General features: G+C 70.5%; 14 protein-coding genes. 5 read left to right on the forward strand and 9 right to left on the reverse strand.

Going from position 1 to position 18,157, the window contains the following annotated elements; genetic code table 11:
• Positions 1–303 precede the first annotated feature (303 nt).
• The gene (locus tag ACLQ2T_RS20810; protein ID WP_425768013.1) at positions 304–1,206 is read left to right on the forward strand and encodes a hypothetical protein; all 903 of its coding nucleotides are present in this window, start codon (positions 304–306) and stop codon (positions 1,204–1,206) included.
• 245 nt (positions 1,207–1,451) lie between these two features.
• Here the strand turns inward: ACLQ2T_RS20810 and ACLQ2T_RS20815 are convergent, their stop codons facing one another.
• Together ACLQ2T_RS20815 and ACLQ2T_RS20820 are read right to left on the reverse strand one after the other, a co-directional pair.
• The gene (locus ACLQ2T_RS20815) at positions 1,452–2,444 is read right to left on the reverse strand and encodes a D-alanine--D-alanine ligase family protein (protein WP_425768014.1); all 993 of its coding nucleotides are present in this window, start codon (positions 2,442–2,444) and stop codon (positions 1,452–1,454) included.
• Between the two features lie 8 nt (positions 2,445–2,452).
• Positions 2,453–3,766 (reverse strand): PLP-dependent aminotransferase family protein, encoded by a 1,314-nt coding sequence (locus ACLQ2T_RS20820; protein ID WP_425768015.1) that lies wholly within the window; start codon positions 3,764–3,766, stop codon positions 2,453–2,455.
• Positions 3,767–4,057: 291 nt separating this feature from the next.
• On the opposite strand from ACLQ2T_RS20820, the gene ACLQ2T_RS20825 reads away from it, so the two are divergent.
• Positions 4,058–4,723: a GNAT family N-acetyltransferase gene (locus ACLQ2T_RS20825; RefSeq protein ID WP_327023521.1), complete on the forward strand. Its 666-nt coding sequence runs from the start codon at positions 4,058–4,060 to the stop codon at positions 4,721–4,723.
• 38 nt (positions 4,724–4,761) lie between these two features.
• On the opposite strand, the gene ACLQ2T_RS20830 is transcribed toward ACLQ2T_RS20825, so the two are convergent.
• The 7 genes from ACLQ2T_RS20830 to murJ form a co-directional block, all read right to left on the reverse strand.
• Positions 4,762–5,928, reverse strand: a complete 1,167-nt coding sequence (locus ACLQ2T_RS20830; RefSeq protein WP_425768016.1) for an N-acetylmuramoyl-L-alanine amidase — start codon at positions 5,926–5,928, stop codon at positions 4,762–4,764.
• 199 nt (positions 5,929–6,127) lie between these two features.
• The gene (gene trxA, locus ACLQ2T_RS20835; RefSeq protein WP_425768017.1) at positions 6,128–6,451 is read right to left on the reverse strand and encodes a thioredoxin; all 324 of its coding nucleotides are present in this window, start codon (positions 6,449–6,451) and stop codon (positions 6,128–6,130) included.
• Between the two features lie 32 nt (positions 6,452–6,483).
• Positions 6,484–7,434, reverse strand: coding sequence for a thioredoxin-disulfide reductase (gene trxB, locus ACLQ2T_RS20840; protein WP_425768018.1), 951 nt, complete (start codon positions 7,432–7,434; stop codon positions 6,484–6,486).
• Between the two features lie 177 nt (positions 7,435–7,611).
• On the reverse strand, positions 7,612–8,637 hold the full coding sequence (locus ACLQ2T_RS20845; RefSeq protein WP_425768019.1) for a hypothetical protein: 1,026 nt from the start codon (positions 8,635–8,637) through the stop codon (positions 7,612–7,614).
• Positions 8,634–9,371, reverse strand: coding sequence for an RNA polymerase sigma factor SigM (gene sigM / locus ACLQ2T_RS20850; RefSeq protein ID WP_425768020.1), 738 nt, complete (start codon positions 9,369–9,371; stop codon positions 8,634–8,636). Before sigM ends, ACLQ2T_RS20845 begins: the two co-directional genes overlap by 4 nt.
• Positions 9,372–9,411: 40 nt before the next feature.
• On the reverse strand, positions 9,412–11,013 hold the full coding sequence (locus tag ACLQ2T_RS20855) for a protein kinase family protein (protein ID WP_425768021.1): 1,602 nt from the start codon (positions 11,011–11,013) through the stop codon (positions 9,412–9,414).
• 428 nt (positions 11,014–11,441) lie between these two features.
• Positions 11,442–13,187 carry a murein biosynthesis integral membrane protein MurJ gene (gene murJ, locus ACLQ2T_RS20860; RefSeq protein ID WP_425768118.1) on the reverse strand — a complete coding sequence of 582 codons (1,746 nt, stop codon included), beginning with the start codon at positions 13,185–13,187 and terminating at the stop codon, positions 11,442–11,444.
• A gap of 125 nt (positions 13,188–13,312) precedes the next feature.
• Here murJ and ACLQ2T_RS20865 point away from each other — a divergent pair, with 125 nt between their 5' ends.
• From ACLQ2T_RS20865 to ACLQ2T_RS20875, 3 genes are all read left to right on the forward strand, one after another.
• The gene (locus tag ACLQ2T_RS20865; RefSeq protein WP_425768022.1) at positions 13,313–14,773 is read left to right on the forward strand and encodes a CCA tRNA nucleotidyltransferase; all 1,461 of its coding nucleotides are present in this window, start codon (positions 13,313–13,315) and stop codon (positions 14,771–14,773) included.
• A 199-nt stretch (positions 14,774–14,972) separates the two neighbouring features.
• The gene (locus ACLQ2T_RS20870; protein WP_425768023.1) at positions 14,973–17,072 is read left to right on the forward strand and encodes a S8 family serine peptidase; all 2,100 of its coding nucleotides are present in this window, start codon (positions 14,973–14,975) and stop codon (positions 17,070–17,072) included.
• Between the two features lie 501 nt (positions 17,073–17,573).
• The gene (locus tag ACLQ2T_RS20875; protein ID WP_425768024.1) at positions 17,574–18,053 is read left to right on the forward strand and encodes a methylated-DNA--[protein]-cysteine S-methyltransferase; all 480 of its coding nucleotides are present in this window, start codon (positions 17,574–17,576) and stop codon (positions 18,051–18,053) included.
• Positions 18,054–18,157 lie beyond the last annotated feature (104 nt).

Here is an 18,157-nt window from a genome sequence, read left to right on the forward strand (position 1 = left end):
GGTGCTCGGTTTCACGTGAAACGGCACTCCCCTTTGTCCGGCGCAGGCGCGGCCTCAGGTCACCCGGGCCTGGAAATGTTATCCACACCCGTTATCCACAGCCTGTCGTCGTTTCACGTGGAACAAATACCGAAAGCCCTTGATGAAGCAGGGCTTGCCGGTCTGCCGAGACCATCGGACAGCCTGTGGATATCCCTGGGGACAACCGCCAGGGACGTCCCGAGTCGACGCCGACGCCGCCGGCTGAGGCGAACTCGATGCGGGTAGGGACAGGGGGTGCCGGACTCGGTTAGGGTCAGCCTCGTGCCCGACACCCCTCCCTCAGTCCCGGACTTCACCCAGTGGCCGTCCTTCCCCTTCGAGGGCGACCTGCGGGTCAAACGCCTCAACGATCCCGTTCCGGTCGAGCCGCCCCGCAAGGGCGAGGCGCACCGGGAATGCACCGCCTGCCAGGCGCCCGACGACGCCTACATCTGGGTCGGTGAGCGGTGGCGGGTACGCGCGATGGACCGTCCCACCGGCCTGCCGATGGTCCTCATCCTGGAATCCCGATCCCATCTGGACCTGGGGGACCTACCCAACCTGCTCGCCGCCGAGCTGGGTGTGATGACCGTCCGACTGGAACGCGCCATCCGGTCCCTGGACGGGGTGGCCCGGGTCCATGTCAACCGCTGGGGTGACGGCTCGGCCCACCTGCACATGTGGTTCCTCGCCCGCCCGTACGGGCGGCTTCAGTTGCGGGGCACCTTCCTCTCCCTCTGGGATTCGATTCTGCCGCCCATCTCGGAGGGGAGGTGGCGGGAGAACCTGGCCATGGTCGCCGCCTGGCTGGCTGAGTTCGGTGGACGCCCGCTGGCCGAGCCGCCCCGTATTCAGTGGCAGGCACCGTCCAGCATCGCCGCGCAGTCGGCCCCGGCCAAGGGTGAACCGACTGAGGGCGGGTCGCTGCTGGACGCCATCGGGGAGACCGCGGAGCCTCCCGACGCGCCGGGCGGAGTGGTCGAGCATTCCGCTGAGGCACCGACCACCACCCCCTCAGCCGAGGCGGCCGAGGTGCCACCGCAGCGCAGCATTCCGGAACAGGAGGCTGGGTCCGACGCGGAGGAAGTCCCGGCCGAGCCGGGACAACAGCCGGCCGAGGAGGCCGATGCGGTGACCCCGGCCGGGCCTACCGCGGGGAATGAGAATTCGACCCCCGGCCCGTAGGGATGAGCGAACGGCCCCGGCAGGCACCAGCGAACCCGCGCCCGCAGGCGTAGGTCAACGGCCCCGGCAGGCGCGAGCTAACGGCGTGAGGAGCCGCCCAGGCCGAGCGGGCAGGCAATCGGGTACCCGGGCCAGAGGGCCGTCGAGCTGGCCCAGGAGCCCAGGCTGTAGCCGGGACGCCGTGCCGTAGCTGGCGTGCTGCGGCTGGCGTGCTGCGGCTGGCGCGCTGCTCGCGCGGTAGCGGGTCAGCGGCGAGCTGCGGCGCGGGCGACCAGGGAGCCGATCATCCGGCCGAAGTTCAGCCCGGCAGCCTGCACGGCCAGTGGCAGCAGCGAGGTCTCCGTCATCCCCGGGGAGACGTTGACCTCCAGCACATGCGGATGCCCGGCCGAGTCGACGATCAGGTCCACCCGGCTGAGGTCGCGTAGCCCGAGTGCCGTGTGGGCGGCGAGCGCTACCTGGCCCACCGCCTCGGCGACGGCCGGTTCCAGTCGTGCGGGGGTGTACCAGGTGGTCCGGCCGGCGGTGTAGCGCGCCGCGTAGTCGTAGACGCCGTTGCGTGGCACGATCTCGACCGGCGGCAGAGCCTGGGGCCCGTCACCCAGGTCGATGACGGAGACCGCGACGTCCATGCCGGGCACGTACCGCTCCACGAGCGCGGTGGGGTCGTACGCGAAACAACCGACCATGGCGGCCGGCAGCGACCCTGCGTCCCGGACCACGGCGGCGCCCAGGCCGGAGCCGCCCTGGGCGGGCTTGACCATCAACGGCAGTCCCAGCCGGTCGACGATGCGATCCAGCACCGCCACTGCACCCAGCTCGCTGAACCGGTCGTGAGGTAGCGCCACCCAGTCCGGGGTGGCGATGCCGGCCTCCCGGAGCACGGCTTTGGCCGAGGGCTTGTCCCAGGCCAGGCGGGAGGCCCGGGCGTCGCATCCGACGTACGGGACGCCGCAGAGGTCGAGCACCCCGCGCAGCGAGCCGTCCTCGCCCGTGGCTCCATGCAGGGCGATCACCATGGCGTCCGGCGGATCGGCGGCCAGCGCCGGCAGTAGCGCCACGTCGGCGTCGCGCAGTTCGGCCTGTACCCCGACCGACCGCAGGGCGTCCAGCACCCGGCGGCCCGAGCGCAGCGACACGTCCCGTTCGTACGACAGGCCACCGGCCAGGACGACCACGTGCAGGTCTTCGGCGGTGGGACCGGACACGTCAGTTCCTTCGGTAGCGGCAGCACCCATGTCGGGCATCATGCCAAGTCGGGTCCCGGGGTGTCCGAGCCGGCCTGGCCACGCCGGGTGCCCGGCCCGCCTACCGTGCCGAACACCCGCCGCATGGCGATGTCCTGCTCCATCACGCCGGCCAGCCGGCGCACCCCTTCCCGGATCCGCTCCGGCGGTGGGAAGGAGAAGTTCAGCCGGATGTTGCCGGCCCCGTTGCCGTCGGCGTAGAAGCCGGTGCCCGGCACGTAGGCGACCCGGGCGGCGATGGCCCGCGGCATCATCGCCTTCGAGTCCAGCCCATCCGGCAGGGTCGCCCAGACGAAGAGACCACCTGCCGGGTTGGTCCACCTGGTTCCGGCCGGCATCAGATCGGCCAGGGCGGCTAGCATCGCGTCCCGCCGTTCCCGGTAGACCTCCTGGTACACCTTCAGCTGCTCACGCCAGGGCATGGTGCTCAGGTAGGTGCTGACGGCCGCCTGCGCGTACGCGCTGGGGCAGAGGATCTGGGCCTCGCTGGCGATGACCAACTTGTCGCGTACGGCGTGCGGGGCCAGGATCCAGCCCACCCGCAGCCCCGGGGCGAAGGTCTTGGAGAAGGTGCTGAGGTAGAAGACGCCGTGGCGGCGCCGGGCGCGCAGGGGTGCGGGGGCCGGTCCCTCGAAACCCAGCTGCCCGTACGGGTCGTCCTCGACCACCAGCAGGCCGGCCCGCTCGCAGATGTCCAGCACCCGCTCCCGGCGCTCCTCGGTCAGCGTCACTCCGGCCGGGTTCTGGTAGGTCGGAATGGTGTACAGGAACTTCACCCGCCGACCGGCCCGGGCCTGGTCCGCGATGACGGTCTCCAGGGCCTCCGGGATCAGACCGTCCTCGTCCATCGGTACGTGCACGACCTGCGCCTGGGCGGCCTGGAAGACACCGAGCGCGCCGACGTAGGTCGGCCCCTCGGCGAGTACCACGTCACCCGGGTCCAGGAAGAGTCGGGCCACCAGGTCGAGGGCCTGCTGCCCTCCGACGGTCACCACCACGTCGTCCGGTGAGGCCCCGCAGGAGGCGTCGATGCCGGAGAGGGACATCACCTCGCAGATCCGCTCGCGCAGTTCCAGGGCGCCCTGGCCGATGCCGTACTGGAGGGTGGTGGTCCCGTGCTCGCTGCTGAGCCGGCCGAGCATCTCACCCACCGCGTCCAGCGGCAGCGCGGCGATGTACGGTGCACCACCGGCCAGGGAGACGACCTCCGGTCGGCTCGCGACCGCGAACAGGGCGCGGATCTCCGAGGCGGTCATCCCCCGCACCCGGCGGGCGTACCGGTCGGTGTAATCGTCGAGTGTCGTGCCGGTCATGACATCACCTCGATGCTGCGCAGACGGCTCCCGCCCCGGATACCCGGGACTACGGCGACCATGGCGGTACGGCGCGCCGAGTGCCGATCCTAGCCGCCGAACAGCGCCGACGGCTCGTGTGATTCTTCGCCCGTCCACATACCGGACCGGCCTGCAACCGTCCTGAGGTGGGCGTTTAGCTGTCCTCTCCCGCGTAGCCGATCGGCGGCGTACGATCGCTCGTCGGGGCGGGATGCGGCGGGTGGCGGCCGAGCCTGCCCCATTGCCGAGCCTAGTGTGGGGAAGCACTCAATGTCGCGACGTCTGGTCAGCCTGACCCTGGACACCCTGGAGGACCTGCCCCGTCCGTGCCGGCAATGTGTCTACTGGGAGCTGGATCCGGTTTCCGCCGACCGTGCCTGTGCGGCTGGTGACCCCGGCCTGGAGAAGGAGGCCTGGGTCTCGCAGACCCTGCTGGAGTGGGGTTCCTGCGGCAAGCTGATCTACGTCGACGGGATGCCGGCCGGGTTCGTCATGTACGCCCCACCGGCGTACGTGCCCCGTTCGATGGCGTTTCCGACCTCACCGGTCTCCGCCGACGCGGCGCTGCTGATGACGGCGAACGTAGTTCCCGCCTTCGCCGGCGGCGGGCTGGGCCGGATGCTGGTGCAGGGGGTCGCCCGTGATCTGACCAAGCGGGGGATCAAGGCGATCGAGGCGTTCGGCGACGCCAAGTTCGGCGACGCGGCCGACCCGGCGGGTGCCTGTGTCGCCCCTGCCGATTTCTTCCTCTCGGTCGGCTTCAAGACCGTCCGGCCGCACCCCCGCTATCCCCGCCTGCGACTGGAACTGCGGACGGCGTTGAGCTGGAAGTCAGACGTCGAGTACGCGCTGGAGAAACTGCTCGGCTCGATGAGCCCGGAGTCGCTGCTGCGCCCCGTGCGCCCCACCCCGGCCACCCGCTCGACCACCGTCTGAGGCAGCGGGCAGCGGGCAGCGGTGCGGGACGGCGGCCGTCAGTCGACCACGTTCCCGGCGGCCACGGCGGCCCGCAGTTCGCTGACATCGAGGGATCCGGTCGGTACGTCCCGTTCGTCCGGTAGATACATCCGTTGCACCCCCGCCACGATCGCCTCGACCAGGGTGTCCCGGAACCGGGGTTCGATCAGCCGGGCGCGATCCGTCGGTGAGGTGAGGTAGCCGACCTCGATGCGTACCGCCGGCATCCGGGTGAGTCGCAGCAGGTCCCATGCCTTGGCGTGGGTACGGCAGTCCCGCAGCCCGGTACGAGCCACGATCTCCCGCTGCACCAGCCCGGCCAGCCGTTCCCCGGTGGCCGAGGTAACCCCGTTGTCGGTGCCGTAGTGGTAGGTGGCGACCCCCTCGGCAGCCGGATTGGGGTGCTCGTCGGTGTGCAGGGAGACGAACACGTCCGCGCCGAGGGAGTTGGCCAGGTGCGCCCGGTCGATGTCGGGCAGGCAGGTCTCCGGCGCCGGTCCCCGGGTGAGCTGCACCCGGACCCCCGAGGCGGCGAGTCGACCCTCAAGCCGGCTGGCCAGGTCGTGCATCAGATCCGCCTCGGTCCACCGCAGGGGCCCGTCGGGTACGACCACCCCGCAGTCGGTGCCGCCGTGGCCCGGGTCGATGACCACCGTCCGACCGACCAGGGTGGGACCGGACTGCCGGATGGCGTCGGATTCGCGCAGCCACTGCGGTCGACCGCCGACCACCTTGCGGCCGAGTCGGCGTAGCGCCCCCATGGTGTGCGGGCCGCAGGTGCCGTCCGGGGTCAACCCCACCTCACGCTGGAACTGGGCCACCGCCCGGGAGGTACGGATGCCGTAGATGGCGTCGGCTCGGCCGGTGTCGTACCCCATCTCCAGGAGTCGTTCCTGTAGCGACCGGACATCTTCACCGGTGAGCGGCACCGGCACCGCGTGGTAGAGGGTGCGGGCCCCTAGGCGCCAGCGGGCGGCGTCCAGGGCCCGCCAGGTCTCGGCGCCGACCCGACCGTCGACGCTGAGCCCTCGGGACTGCTGGAAGGCCCGTACCGCCCGCTCGGTGGCGGCGTCGAACTCGTCGTCGTACGGGCCGGTGGTCTTCGAGAGGAGGTCCAGGCCGGTGAGTACCGCGCGGATCTCGATCACCGCGGGTCCCCGGTCACCGGGACGGATCGGACGCACGCACGACCCCCTCTGTGTACGGTCGGTGGCTGGCCGGGCCCGTCGGCGGCACGTGCACCACGGACGAGGACCAGGTGGTCACCGGCCTCCGGCGGCCTCCCGGTTCGAGGTTATGCGCTGGCGATCCGCAGGGATGCAAAACGCCTCGACCCCGTGCCGGCGGGCCGGGCACGGGGTCGAGGCAGCGGTGCTGCGAAGCTCAGAGGGCCGACTGGATCAGCTTGACCAGCTCGCCCTTGGGCTTGGCGCCGGCGATCGACTGCACCGGCTGGCCGTTCTTGAAGACGGTGAGGGTCGGCACCGACATCACCCGGTAGGCGCGGGCCGTCTCCGGGTTCTCGTCGATGTTGAGCTTGACGATGCTGACCTGGTCGCCCATCTCAACGGCGATCTCTTCCAGCAGCGGCGACACCTTGCGGCACGGTCCGCACCATTCAGCCCAGAAGTCCACCAAGACCGGCTTGTCGGACTGGAGTACGTCGACAACGAAACTAGCGTCGGTGACCGACTTGGTTGCTCCCACTGTTTGGCTCCTCCTGCATCGGTGTGTCTCGTTCAGCCCTGAGGCAGCGTGGCGATGAAGCGTTCTGCGTCGAGTGCGGCGGCGCAACCGGTGCCGGCTGCGGTGATGGCCTGCCGGTAGGTGTGGTCGACCAGGTCACCGGCGGCGAAGACACCCGGGATGTTGGTCCGGGTGCTCGGTGACTCGACCTTCACGTACCCCTCGTCGTCCATCTCCACCTGCCCGCGGAACAGTTCGCTGCGGGGGTCGTGGCCGATCGCCACGAAGACGCCGGTGACGTCGAGCACCTTGGTCTCGCCGGTGTGCACATTGCGGACCCGGGCCCCGGTGACCTTGCCGTCCGCGCCGAGGATCTCCTCCACCACGGAGTTCCACTCGACCTTGATCTTGTCGTTGCTCAGCGCGCGCTCGGCCATGATCTTGCTGGCCCGGAAGGAGTCCCGGCGGTGGATGATGGTCACCGACTCGGCGAAACGGGTGAGGAAGTCGGCCTCCTCCATCGCGGAGTCACCGCCGCCGACCACCACGATGTGCTGGTTACGGAAGAAGAAGCCGTCGCAGGTGGCGCAGGAGGAGACACCGTGGCCCAGGTACTCCTGCTCACCCGGTACGCCCAGCGGACGCCAGGCGGAGCCGGTGGCGAGGATGACCGCCCTGGCCCGGTAGGCGCTCTCGCCGACCCAGACGGTGCTTACCGCGCCCGGGTGGCCGGTGTCGGTCAACTCGACCCGGGTGACGTCATCGGTGAGGAACTCCGCGCCGAACCGCTCGGCCTGCTTGCGCATGTTGTCCATCAGCTCGGGGCCGAGAATGCCGTCGGCGAAGCCGGGGAAGTTCTCCACCTCGGTGGTGGTCATCAGTGCGCCGCCGGACTGGACGCCCTCGATGATCAAAGGCTTGAGGTTGGCACGGGCGGCGTAGACCGCCGCGGTGTAGCCGGCCGGCCCGGAGCCGATGATGATGAGGTTGCGGACCTCGTCCACTGCCGTCTCCCAATCGTGTTGACTTAGTCGGCAGCGGCGGATGTGCCGATGCCGAGCCGAGTGCCGACGCGGCGGCAACTGACTTGCAGAACGTCATCGTAGGAACCGGGGATTCCCGAGCCGGTCATCCGGTGGGTCGCGTCACGGGGGCGGCCAAACTTCTCGCCGGCCGCGGACTCACCCTACCCGCGTCCGATAGCGGCTGTCCGAGCCGGACCCGGGGATGCCACACTCGGGACCGCTGACCCACGCCCAGCGGGCACCGGAGGCGTCGACGAAACGGATCACCAGCGCCGGGAGCCCTTGGAAGCGGGCGTACTCGATGTCCTCGAAGACCAACGGCCGGGCACCGTGTTCGGTGCCGATGTCGGCCAGGCAGGCGGTCAGCGCCGACTGGTCGTCGAGTCGGGCCAGGTCGGCGGGACCGGCCATCCGCTCGTCGCCGGTGTCCGGTGCCGCGGTACCGGCGAAGGTGCTGATCTTCGCCTCCGGCTCCTGCGCCAGTTCCTGCGGGGTGTAGTCCCGGGCGGTGTGCCGTTGCGGGGTGCCTTGCGTGACCGGGGCCCGGTGCGGTTCGGCACCGGCCGCGGCCTGCTCGGGGCCCTCCTGGCCCTCGTGCACGTACGGGCTGGTGACCGGCTCGTTCAGCGCGGTGTCCGCCGTCATGTCTCCGCCGGAGTCCGGCCGGACCAGTTGCAGGGCTCCCAGGCCGACGACTGCCGCGGCGGCGAGGGCTACCGGCCCGGCGACCCGGGCCCAGCGTCGGCTTCGCCGAGCCGGCCGGGTGGCCGTACGGTCTCGACCGGGTCGCGGTGCGCCCTCCGGACGGCGGCCCCCGAGCGGCTGGGCCGGCACCAGGGGCGGTAGCCCACCCCCGGCCGAAGCGTGGTCCACATCCGTGGCCGGGAACTCCGGGTCCGGCAGGTCGGGGCCGGCGCCGGCCGGCAGGTCAGCGGCGTCGAGCGCGGCGAGGATCCGGTCGGCGACGTCGACCGGCATCGTCAGGGTGGGTTCACCCCAGCCCAGCAGATCGGCGCGGACCTCGGCTACTGCCGGCGCGAGCAGCGCGTACGCCTGCGCCCAGGACGGATCCTGAGCGATCAGCCGGGCCACCTCGTCCTGTTCCGGGGTGCCCTCCAGGGCGCCGCCGAGGTAGTCGGCGAGCAGGTCGTGGTCGACCTCGCTGAACTCCTCGGCAGTCACGCTTCCTCCTGGTCGACATCCGGCCTCCGGGACCGTCCCGACCCCGATCGGACGCCCCGCCGGGCTTCCGGGTTCCCTCGGGTGACCGTCGGCACTACCGGGGCCGGCTCGTCGCCCCCGGTCCGCAGGTTGCGCAGGAGCACCGCCAGCCGGGCCCGACCGCGGGCGCACCGACTCTTGACCGTCCCCTCGGCCACGCCGAGGATCAGGGCTACCTCGGCCACCGGGTATCCCTGCACGTCCACCAGAATCAGCGCGGCCCGCTGCTCGACCGGCAGGGTAGCCAGGGCCGCCCGGACGGCCAGGGCGGTGTCGTGGTCGCGTACGGGTGCGGCCGGCTCCACCCCGCCGGTGCCGTGCCCCTCGCGCGGCTCCCGGGTACCGTCGGGCAACGGCACGGTCGGATGTGCCTGGCGTCGACGGATCCGGTCCAGGCAGGCGTTCACCACGATCCGGTGCAGCCAGGTGGTGACGGCCGCGTCGGCGCGGAATCGGTCGGCCGCCCGGTGCGCCGACAACATGGCGTCCTGGAGGGCGTCGGCGGCCTCCTCGCGGTCGCCGAGGGTACGCAGGGCAACCGCCCAGAGCCGGTCCCGATGCCGTTGGAACAGCTCACCGAAGGCATGGCGGTCACCGGCCACGTGGGCGCGCAGCAGGTCGAGGTCACTGACCGTCGCGTCCACCGCCGCTCCACCCGTCCGGCCCGAACCGGCACCACCCCTCGCTGTCGCCATCGTCAGGCCCGGTCGGGGCACCGGTCCGGTCGGACCCGGCTCATGACCCCTGGACCGTGATCTCGTTGACCCCGACCTTGTAGCCACTGCCGTTCGGGGGCAGGTCGGTGATCCAGAACAGCAGGTAGCGGTACTTCTTGTCGGCGTCGAAGCCGTTGAAGGTCATCGTCGTGCCGTCGTGCTCCTCGAAGGGCTGACCGATCGGGTTCTTCTTGTACGCCTTGAGGATCTCGTCGTCGCCCTTGTTGGTCGAGGGCTGGTCGATGGTGCCGGTGAGCAGTTCCGCAGAGGCACCGGTGTCGGAGAGGTTCACCTGCACCGACTTGACGGTGTGCTCGCCACCCAGGTCGATCCAGACGCCCATGCCGCGCTTGTAGTTGCCGAAGTTGCTGGTACCGCGGTAGGTCTGGGTCGACCAGCCTTCGTCCCGGTTGCCGTCGAACACCTTCTCGGCGTCACGGACCTCGGCCCGGTCCCGGCTGTCCGGGTCGATGATCCGGGCCGCACTGATCTTCAGATTCCGGACCGCGGGTGCTGCGGGTTCCTCACTCAGCGGCGCGCTGGAACTGGGGGCGGCGACCGGGCTGGTCTGTGGCTTGTCCTCGTCGTCGCCGAGGGTGCTGATGCCGATGAGCAGGCCCACCAGGGCTACCGCGAGCAGGCCCGCGATGCCCAGGGCGACCTTGCGGCCACCGGCGGCGGCCAGGGGCGAGGGCTCCTCACCGGTCTCGGCGGCGAAGCGCAGCGGACCGTGGGTGTCCAGGTAGTCGTCCTCGGGCACGTCGAGCCGGGCCAGTTCCGCCGCCAGGACGTCCGAGGACGGCGGGGCGGTGTCGGCGTCGAGCAGATCCATGGTGAGGTCGTCCAGGTAGGCCGGCACCCCGGCCCGGACCTGACGGGGAGCCGCCGCCGCACCGTTGGCGTCCCGCACCGCGTCGGGGATTCCCGCCCTGCCGTGCCCGGCGGTGGCGCCTCGCAGCGGTGCCTCGGTGTGCGGCCAGTAGCCGGTCAGGGCGAAGTAGAGGAGGCCGCCGACCGCTCGGACATCGTTCTCCTGGCTGTCGGCGCCGTCGGTACGGGCGTCGGCCAGCACCACCCGGCCGTCATCGCTGATCATCACGGTGCCCGGGTGCACGTTGCCGTGCACCATGCCGGTGGCGTGTACGGACGCCAGAGCGCTGGCGACCGCGTTGCCGACGGCGGTGGCCCGCGCGGCGTCCAGGGGGCCGTCGGAGACCAACTCCCGTAGCGACTGACCATCGACCCACTCGCGTACCACGTAGGCCCGCTCGGCCTCGTCGATCGCGTCGTAGACCCCGACGAGATTGGGGTGGATGACCCGACTGGCCGCGACCGCGGCTTGGAGCATCTCGGTGGCGGAATCGCCACCCGGGTAGCGCATCACGACCGCTACGGGACGGCGCAGCACGACATCGACCCCACGCCACACCAACCGGCCGGCACTGTCGTTGTTGATGTGCTCGACCAGTTCGTAACGCTCGGCGAGGACCTCACCGGCCGTCGGAGCACCGAAGGTCATGACCGACGGAGTGGTCTCGTCCGCGTCCTGACCCTCGCCGACCTGGGTCACCCGTCCTCCCTCGGTGATCTTGTCGATCGATGGACCCGCGCTGCTGGGCATGTGACTTCCCGCTCCGCATTCGTCTGGCACGGGGCGACCGGTTCCGACGCGAGCCGGTGCCTGCCGTACCCGTCGAGAGCGACCTTACCTGGATTGGCCGTCTCCCCGACATGTCATCTTCCCGCCGCGACCAACAGGGGAGTCCGCCCTACGGCGTACTCGTCCGGTTACGACCGATGTCAGCCACGTTGCTGGTACATGTACCAGCCAATCTAGAGGCCGCCGCCGACCAGCCGTCGCCGGGGCGGGACAGGCAGTAGGCGGTGGGTAAGGCGTCAGCGGGGTTCCCGTCGACCGGCCGAACACACTCCGACTTCCGGTTGGTTATCCACAGGCCGATCCGGTAGTTGAGCGGCGACGCGCGGAGTTATCCACAGGCCCATCCCCAGCCTGGTGATCCTCGATCACGCTCGGTGAATATCCGGCGATCAGCGCCCGAGTCGACGCCGGACCATGGCGACCACATCGGTGATCTCGGAGATCCGCAGCACCATCGCCAGGCCCAGGTAGGTACCACCGATCACCGCCCCGCCCACCACCAGTTGGACGAGGGCCTCCAGGCGGGTCGGCGTGTCGCCACCGGGCAGCAGGGCGACCACCAGCAGACCGACCAGGGCGGCACCGAGGGCGGCCACCGCCACCCGCCCCAGGGTGCGCACGATGCCGCCCAGCCCGATCCGACCCACCCTCGGCCGCAGCAGCCAGGCGGAGGCGATCGCGGCGGCCAGGTACGAGATCGTGTTGCCGATCATCATTCCGGAGGCCGCGAAGCTGGCCGAGAAGGCCGCGAACAGTCCGATCTGCACCAGCGCCCGCAGCGCCACCACCGGAATGTTGATCAGGGCCGGGGTGCGGGTGTCCGGCAGCGCGTAGAAGGCGAAGGTGAACAGCTGACTCACCGCGAAGGGCACCAGCGCCAACGCGGCGAACAACAGCACCGGGGCGGTCGCCCTGGCGTTCTCGTCGGTGAAGGCCCCCCACCGGAACAGGGTGAAGGCGATCGGGGTGGCCAGCACGGCGTAGCAGACCGCGATCGGGGCCAGCACCGCGGACACGGTGCGGGTGCCCCGGGACAGGTCGGCCGCCAGGTCGGCGAACCGGCCGTCGGCGGCGGCGGCGCTCATCCGGGGCATCAGGGCGGTGATGATCGAGACGGCGATGATGCCGTGCGCCATCATCAGCAACAGGAACACGTTGTTGTAGATCAGTGCCCCGGCCGCCTGCCCGCTGGTGCGGCTGAGCAGGTTGAACACCACGATCAACCCGATCTGGCTGACCGCCACGTAACAGAACATCCAGGCGCCCAGCCGGCCCAGCTCACCCAGCCCCAGGGCCCGGAAGTCGAACCGGAACCGCCACCGGAAGCCGACCTTGCGCAGGGCGGGCAGCAACCCGGCGGCCTGGACGGCCACCCCCAGCAGGGTGCCGCCGCCGATCAGCAGGATCCGCCCGGTGGTCATCTCGTCCGGGGCGAGGATGTCCGTGCTGAAGATCGCGATGTAGAGGCCGGCGGTGGCGATCACCACGATGTTGTTCAGGATCGGTGCCCACATCGGGGCGGCGAAATGCCCCCGGGTGTTGAGTACCGCGCTGATCAGCGCACTCAGGCCGGTGAAGAAGATCATCGGCAGCATCAACCGGGCCAGCGAGGTGACCAGCGCCTGGTAGTCGGCCGGTGCCTCGTCGCTGGCGTACAGCCAGGTGAGCACCGGTGCCATGGCGACCGCCAGCAGGGCCGCCGCGCCGAGGGCGACCACCGCCAGGGTGAGCAACCGCTGGGTGTACGCCTGGCCGCCGTCCGGGTCGAACTTGCGCCGACGCACCAGCACCGGGATCAGCACGCTGGTGAGGATGCCGCCGAGCAGGAACTCGTACACCATCCCGGGCAGGATCTGAGCGGTGGTGTACGCGTCACCGATCGCCGAACCGAGCGCGGCGGTGATCGCCAAGGTACGCAGGAAACCCGTACCCCGGCTGACCAGGCTGCCGATGGCCATGACCGCGCTGTTGGTCGCGGCGCTGCTCTCGGCTACCTGCTCCGGAGGTGGGGCGACCGACTCGGCGGCGGGTTGGTTGAGGGGATCGGCGGAGATGAACGTCGCGCCGTCACCCGGCCGGCCGCCGGGCGCACCGTCGCGCTGGGCATTCGCGCTGCGGTAGAGCCCGCCGCTCATCAGTGCCTCCAAGGAGTAGGCCGGAGCCGGCACCGGCCCGCACGTTCCAAACCTTAGTAAACCCCGGCCCGCTTCCCGCGCCCGGCGGAGGAGATGCCCGTCAGGACCGATAGGCTGCTGATCCGATGTCCGACGCCGCCGCATCCCACGCCACCGACCGCCGCGAACTCAGCGCCGCTCAGCGCAACGCCGTCGCCGAACTGCTCCGGGTCTCCCCGGTCGCCGACGAGTTGGGCCGCCGGTTCGCCGCCGCCGGTCACGAACTGCATCTCGTGGGCGGTTCGGTACGTGACGCCCTGCTCGGCCGCCTCGGCGAGGATCTCGACTTCTGCACGGATGCGCACCCGGATCAGACCCTGGGCATCCTGCGCGGCTGGGCCGAGGCGATCTGGGAGACCGGACGCGAGTTCGGCACCATCGGCTGCCAGCGCGACGGCCTGCGGCTGGAGATCACCACCTTCCGCGCCGAGTCGTACGACCAGGTCAGTCGCAACCCGCTGGTCGAGTACGGCACCAGCCTGACCGAGGACCTGCGGCGGCGGGACTTCACCATCAACGCGATGGCGGTGAGCCTGCCGGATCACCGGTTCACCGATCCGCACGGCGGCCTGGCGGACCTGGCGGCCAAGGTGGTGCGTACCCCGGGCACCCCGGCGGAGTCCTTCGGCGACGACCCCCTGCGGATGCTGCGGGCCGCCCGCTTCGCCGCCCAACTGCGCTTCGCGGTCCACCCGGACGTGTACGCGGCGATGACCCGGATGGCGGCCGACCTGGACCGGATCACCGCCGAGCGGATCCGGGACGAGTTCACCAAGCTGCTCTGTGCCGCCGACCCGATCACCGGGCTGCGCCTGCTGGTCGACACCGGGCTGGCCGAGCGCTTCCTGCCGGAGTTGACCGGCCTCAAGCTGGAGATCGACGAGCACGCCCAGCACAAGGACGTCTACGAGCACACCCTTACGGTGGTGCGCAACGCCATCTCGTACGAGCAGGACGGTCCGGACTTCATCCTGCGGATGGCCGCGTTGATGCACGACGTCGGCAAGCCGGCGACCAAGGCGGTCGGCTCCGACGGCCGGGTCAGCTTCCATCACCACGAGGTGGTCGGGGCCCGGCTGACCAAGGCGCGGATGAAGGCCCTGCGCTACCCGAAGGACATCACCGCCAAGGTCACCGCCCTGGTCGCGCTGCACCTGCGCTTCTACGGGTACGGCCGGGGCGAGTGGACCGACTCGGCGGTACGCCGGTACGTCACCGACGCCGGTGACCTGCTGTCCCGGCTGCACAAGCTGACCCGGTCGGACTGCACCACCCGCAACCGGCGCAAGGCGGCCCAGTTGGCGGCGGACTACGACGCCCTGGAGGAGCGGATCGCCCGGATCGCCGCCGAGGAGGACCTGGCCCGGGTCCGCCCCGACCTGGACGGCAACGCGATCATGGAGTTGCTCGGCGTACCGCCGGGTCCGATCGTCGGACAGGCCTGGAAGCATCTGAAGGATCTGCGCCTGGAACGCGGGCCCCTGGACCGCGACACGGCCGAGGCCGAACTCCTGCGCTGGGCCCGCGAGCAGGGCATCGGTAGCTGACGGTCGCCCCGCCCGCATCGGCTGGGGTCGTCCTGGATCGACGGTCGCTACGACGAAACGCCCACGTTCCGACCAAACGGTGGAACCGGAGCTTGCGCGGTTCATTCATGATGTTGGAGCGTCCCTACTCGCGTAGTGGACAATTCCATTGCCCGTTCGACCGCTGATGACGGTCGACGACAAACGGGGAGATCGCCTAGTGAAACGACGTGGCGTACTGCGCCGCACGGCGGTAGCGGGGCTTGCCCTCGCCACCGCCTCCTCCATCCTGACCGTCGCCACCGGCGGCGTCGGAATGGCTGCTCCCGCCGACCCGGCCCGCGCCGAGGTACGCGGCAGCGACGGCACCGGTGTCGTGCCGGGCCGCTACATCGTCGTCCTCAAGGACAAGAAGGCTGGCTACAGCGCGGCCCGCGCGCTCGCCTCGCAGCTCGCCCAGCAGCACGGCGGCAGCGTTCGGCAGGTGTACGAGAAGGCTCTCGTCGGCTACTCGGCCGCGATGAACCAGGGGCAGGCGGACAAGGTCGCCGCGGATCCCGCAGTGGCCTACGTGGAGCCGGTGCGCCGACTGTCGGCCAACGGTACCCAGAGCAGCCCGCCCTGGGGCCTCGACCGCCTGGACCAGTACACGGCGAAGCTGAACAAGACCTACAAGTACCCGAACACGGGCAGCAAGGTCACCGCGTACATCCTGGACACCGGCATCAACGTCAAGCACCAGGACTTCGGCGGCCGGGCCACCATGGGGTACGACGCGATCGACCCGCCGCCCCCGCCCCCGCCCACTCCGACTCCCACTCCCGACCCTGAGCCGACCGACCCGCCGAGCGGCGTGCAGGCCAACGCGAACGGGGACTGCCACGGTCACGGTACCCACGTGGCCGGCACCGTCGGCGGCACGAAGTACGGTGTCGCCAAGGGCGTCAAGCTGGTCGGCGTCCGGGTGCTCGACTGTGACGGCTACGGCACGACCGAGCAGGTCATCGCCGGTGTCGACTGGGTGACCGCGAACGCGAAGAAGCCGGCCGTGGCCAACATGAGCCTCGGCGACGTCGTCGCCATCCCGTCGCTCGACGAGGCCGTGAAGCGCTCGATCGCCTCCGGCATCACCTACGCGCTCGCTGCCGGTAACTCGATGATGGACGCCTGCAAGACGTCCCCCGCCCGGGTGCCGGACGCGATCACCGTCGGGGCGACGGACCGGGTCGACATGCGGGCCTGGTTCTCGAACTACGGCAAGTGCCTCGACGTGTTCGCGCCGGGCGTCAGCATCGTCTCGGCCCGGCACGACAGCAACACCGGCAGTGTGGGCTTCAGCGGCACCTCCATGGCCGCTCCGCACGTGGCGGGCGCCGCGGCGCTGCTGCTGCACTCCAACCCGACCTGGAAGCCGAAGCAGGTCCGCGACCGCATCGTCACCACCGGCGTCGCCGGGGCGGTCTACGACACGAAGGGCTCGATCGACCGGATGTTGACGGTCGGCTCGGTCACCTCGACCCGCAGCGGCTTCGGCTTCAAGGCCAAGTCCAACGGGAAGTTCGTCACCGCCTCCAGCACCAAGAAGGCGCTGGTCAACAACGGCAAGAGCCTGGGCACCTCGCAGCTCTACGACTTCGTCAACGCCGGAAGCGGCCTGATCGCGCTGCGCTCCAAGACCACCGGCCGGTACGTGGTGGCGCCGAGCAAGGGCACCAAGCCGCTGATCGCCAGCCACAAGACGATCGTCACGTCGGCGAAGTTCCAGATCATCAACCACACCGACGGTACGGTCAGCCTCAAGTCCAAGATCAACGGCAAGTACGTCACGGCGCCGAAGTCCGGTACCTCGTCGTTGAAGGCGAGCAAGACCAGCATCGGTACGTCGGAGAAGTTCACCGTCGACCGGCCGGCTCCGGTGATCAGCATCAAGTCGAAGGCCAACGGCAAGTACGTCGTGGCCGGCAGCAAGCCGCTGATCGCCAGCAGCAGCAAGGTCACCAAGTCGACGAAGTTCCAGATCGTCAACATCGGTGACGGCTTCTTCGGCCTCAAGGCCCTGGCCAACGGCAAGTACGTGACCGCCGCGAGCAAGGGCACCAAGCCGTTGATCGCCAGCGCCAAGTCGCGCGGCGTGTGGGAGAGCTTCGACTTCCTCGACTACAACGGCGACGGCACGGTCTTCTTCCGGGCCAGCGACAACCAGGCGGTCTCCGCCGGATCGGCCGGCACCAAGCAGCTGATCTCGAACAAGAACATCAAGTGGTTCGAGTACGAACTGGGGCTGAGCAAGGGCGAGAAGTTCACCGTCTCGGCCGCGTAGCACCACCCGCACCACCCGGCGCCCGCCGGAGTACCCCGATTCCCGGGGCCGCTCCGGCGGGCGTCGCCCGTTGAGCCACCCGCATCCGGGCGTCGCCCGTTGGGGCTCCCGCATCCGGGCCGCTCCAGTTGTTGGGGCGTCGCCCGTTGGGGCACCGGCACACTCGGGCCGCTCCAGTTGGGTGTCGGCTCGCCCGGCGTGGGTCGGTGGCCTCCACCACCGCCCGATGAAGATCACGCTTGATCTGGGATCGAGTGGCTTCCTCGGCTCGGGAGACCACTCGATCCCAGATCGAGTGCCAGTCGAGTGGGGGTGATGGGGCTGGCGGGCGGGTGCAGGCGGGCGGGGGGCGGCGGGTTGGTGGTCGAGTGGCCGTTGGGCGGGGGCGGTGGGGTTGGCGGGCGGGTGGCCGTTGGGCGGGGCGGTGGATTCGTGGATGGGTGCGGCGGGGGCGGGGGCGGGGTCGTGGGTGCGGAGTCGGGCGTCGGGGAGAATGGGGGGATGCGTTGGACGCTGCTCGACCTGCCGATCGGAATCTTCTGCGTGGCCACCGACGGTGACGCCGTGTGCGGGGCGCACTTCGGGCCGGTCGAGTCCGCGAGCGAGACGCCGGCCGGCCCGATCGCGGCGCGGGCGGTGGCGGAGCTACGGGCCTACTTCGCTGGAGAGTTGACCGAGTTCAGGACGCCGGTGCGGGTGCCGCGCGGCTCGGACTTCGAGCGGGCGGTGTGGCGGGAGATGACCCGTATTCCGTACGGGGAGACGCTGACCTACGGGCAGGTGGCCCGGCTGGTGGGTGATCCCGGTGCGGCACGGGCGGTCGGGGTGGCCTGCAACCGCAACCCGATCCCGGTCATCGTGCCCTGCCATCGCATCATCGGCGCGGGCGGCAAGCTGGTCGGTTTCGGCGGCGGCCTGGACCTCAAGGTCAAGCTACTGGAGTTGGAGGCCGGGGTAGCCCTGCAGCAAGCCTGGTCCTGACCGCCACCTGAGGGGACTTGCCCTGATGGCCGCCTAGGCCCCTGTTCCTGACGTGCGCGCAGCCCTGGAGCCCTGGGTCCTGACGTGCGCGCAGCCCGAGTTCG

It is taken from the genome of Micromonospora sp. DT229 (genome assembly GCF_049844505.1).
Lineage (GTDB): Bacteria > Actinomycetota > Actinomycetes > Mycobacteriales > Micromonosporaceae > Micromonospora.

Excerpts from the sequence above, each read along its gene's own strand:
- ACLQ2T_RS20815 (WP_425768014.1), bottom strand. The coding sequence starts at position 2,444 with ATGGGTGCTGCCGCTACCGAAGGAACTGACGTGTCCGGTCCCACCGCC.
- ACLQ2T_RS20820 (WP_425768015.1), bottom strand. The coding sequence starts at position 3,766 with ATGACCGGCACGACACTCGACGATTACACCGACCGGTACGCCCGCCGG.
- ACLQ2T_RS20825 (WP_327023521.1), top strand. The coding sequence starts at position 4,058 with ATGTCGCGACGTCTGGTCAGCCTGACCCTGGACACCCTGGAGGACCTG.
- sigM (WP_425768020.1), bottom strand. The coding sequence starts at position 9,371 with ATGGCGACAGCGAGGGGTGGTGCCGGTTCGGGCCGGACGGGTGGAGCG.
- ACLQ2T_RS20855 (WP_425768021.1), bottom strand. The coding sequence starts at position 11,013 with ATGCCCAGCAGCGCGGGTCCATCGATCGACAAGATCACCGAGGGAGGA.
- murJ (WP_425768118.1), bottom strand. The coding sequence starts at position 13,187 with ATGAGCGGCGGGCTCTACCGCAGCGCGAATGCCCAGCGCGACGGTGCG.
- ACLQ2T_RS20865 (WP_425768022.1), top strand. The coding sequence starts at position 13,313 with ATGTCCGACGCCGCCGCATCCCACGCCACCGACCGCCGCGAACTCAGC.
- ACLQ2T_RS20875 (WP_425768024.1), top strand. The coding sequence starts at position 17,574 with ATGCGTTGGACGCTGCTCGACCTGCCGATCGGAATCTTCTGCGTGGCC.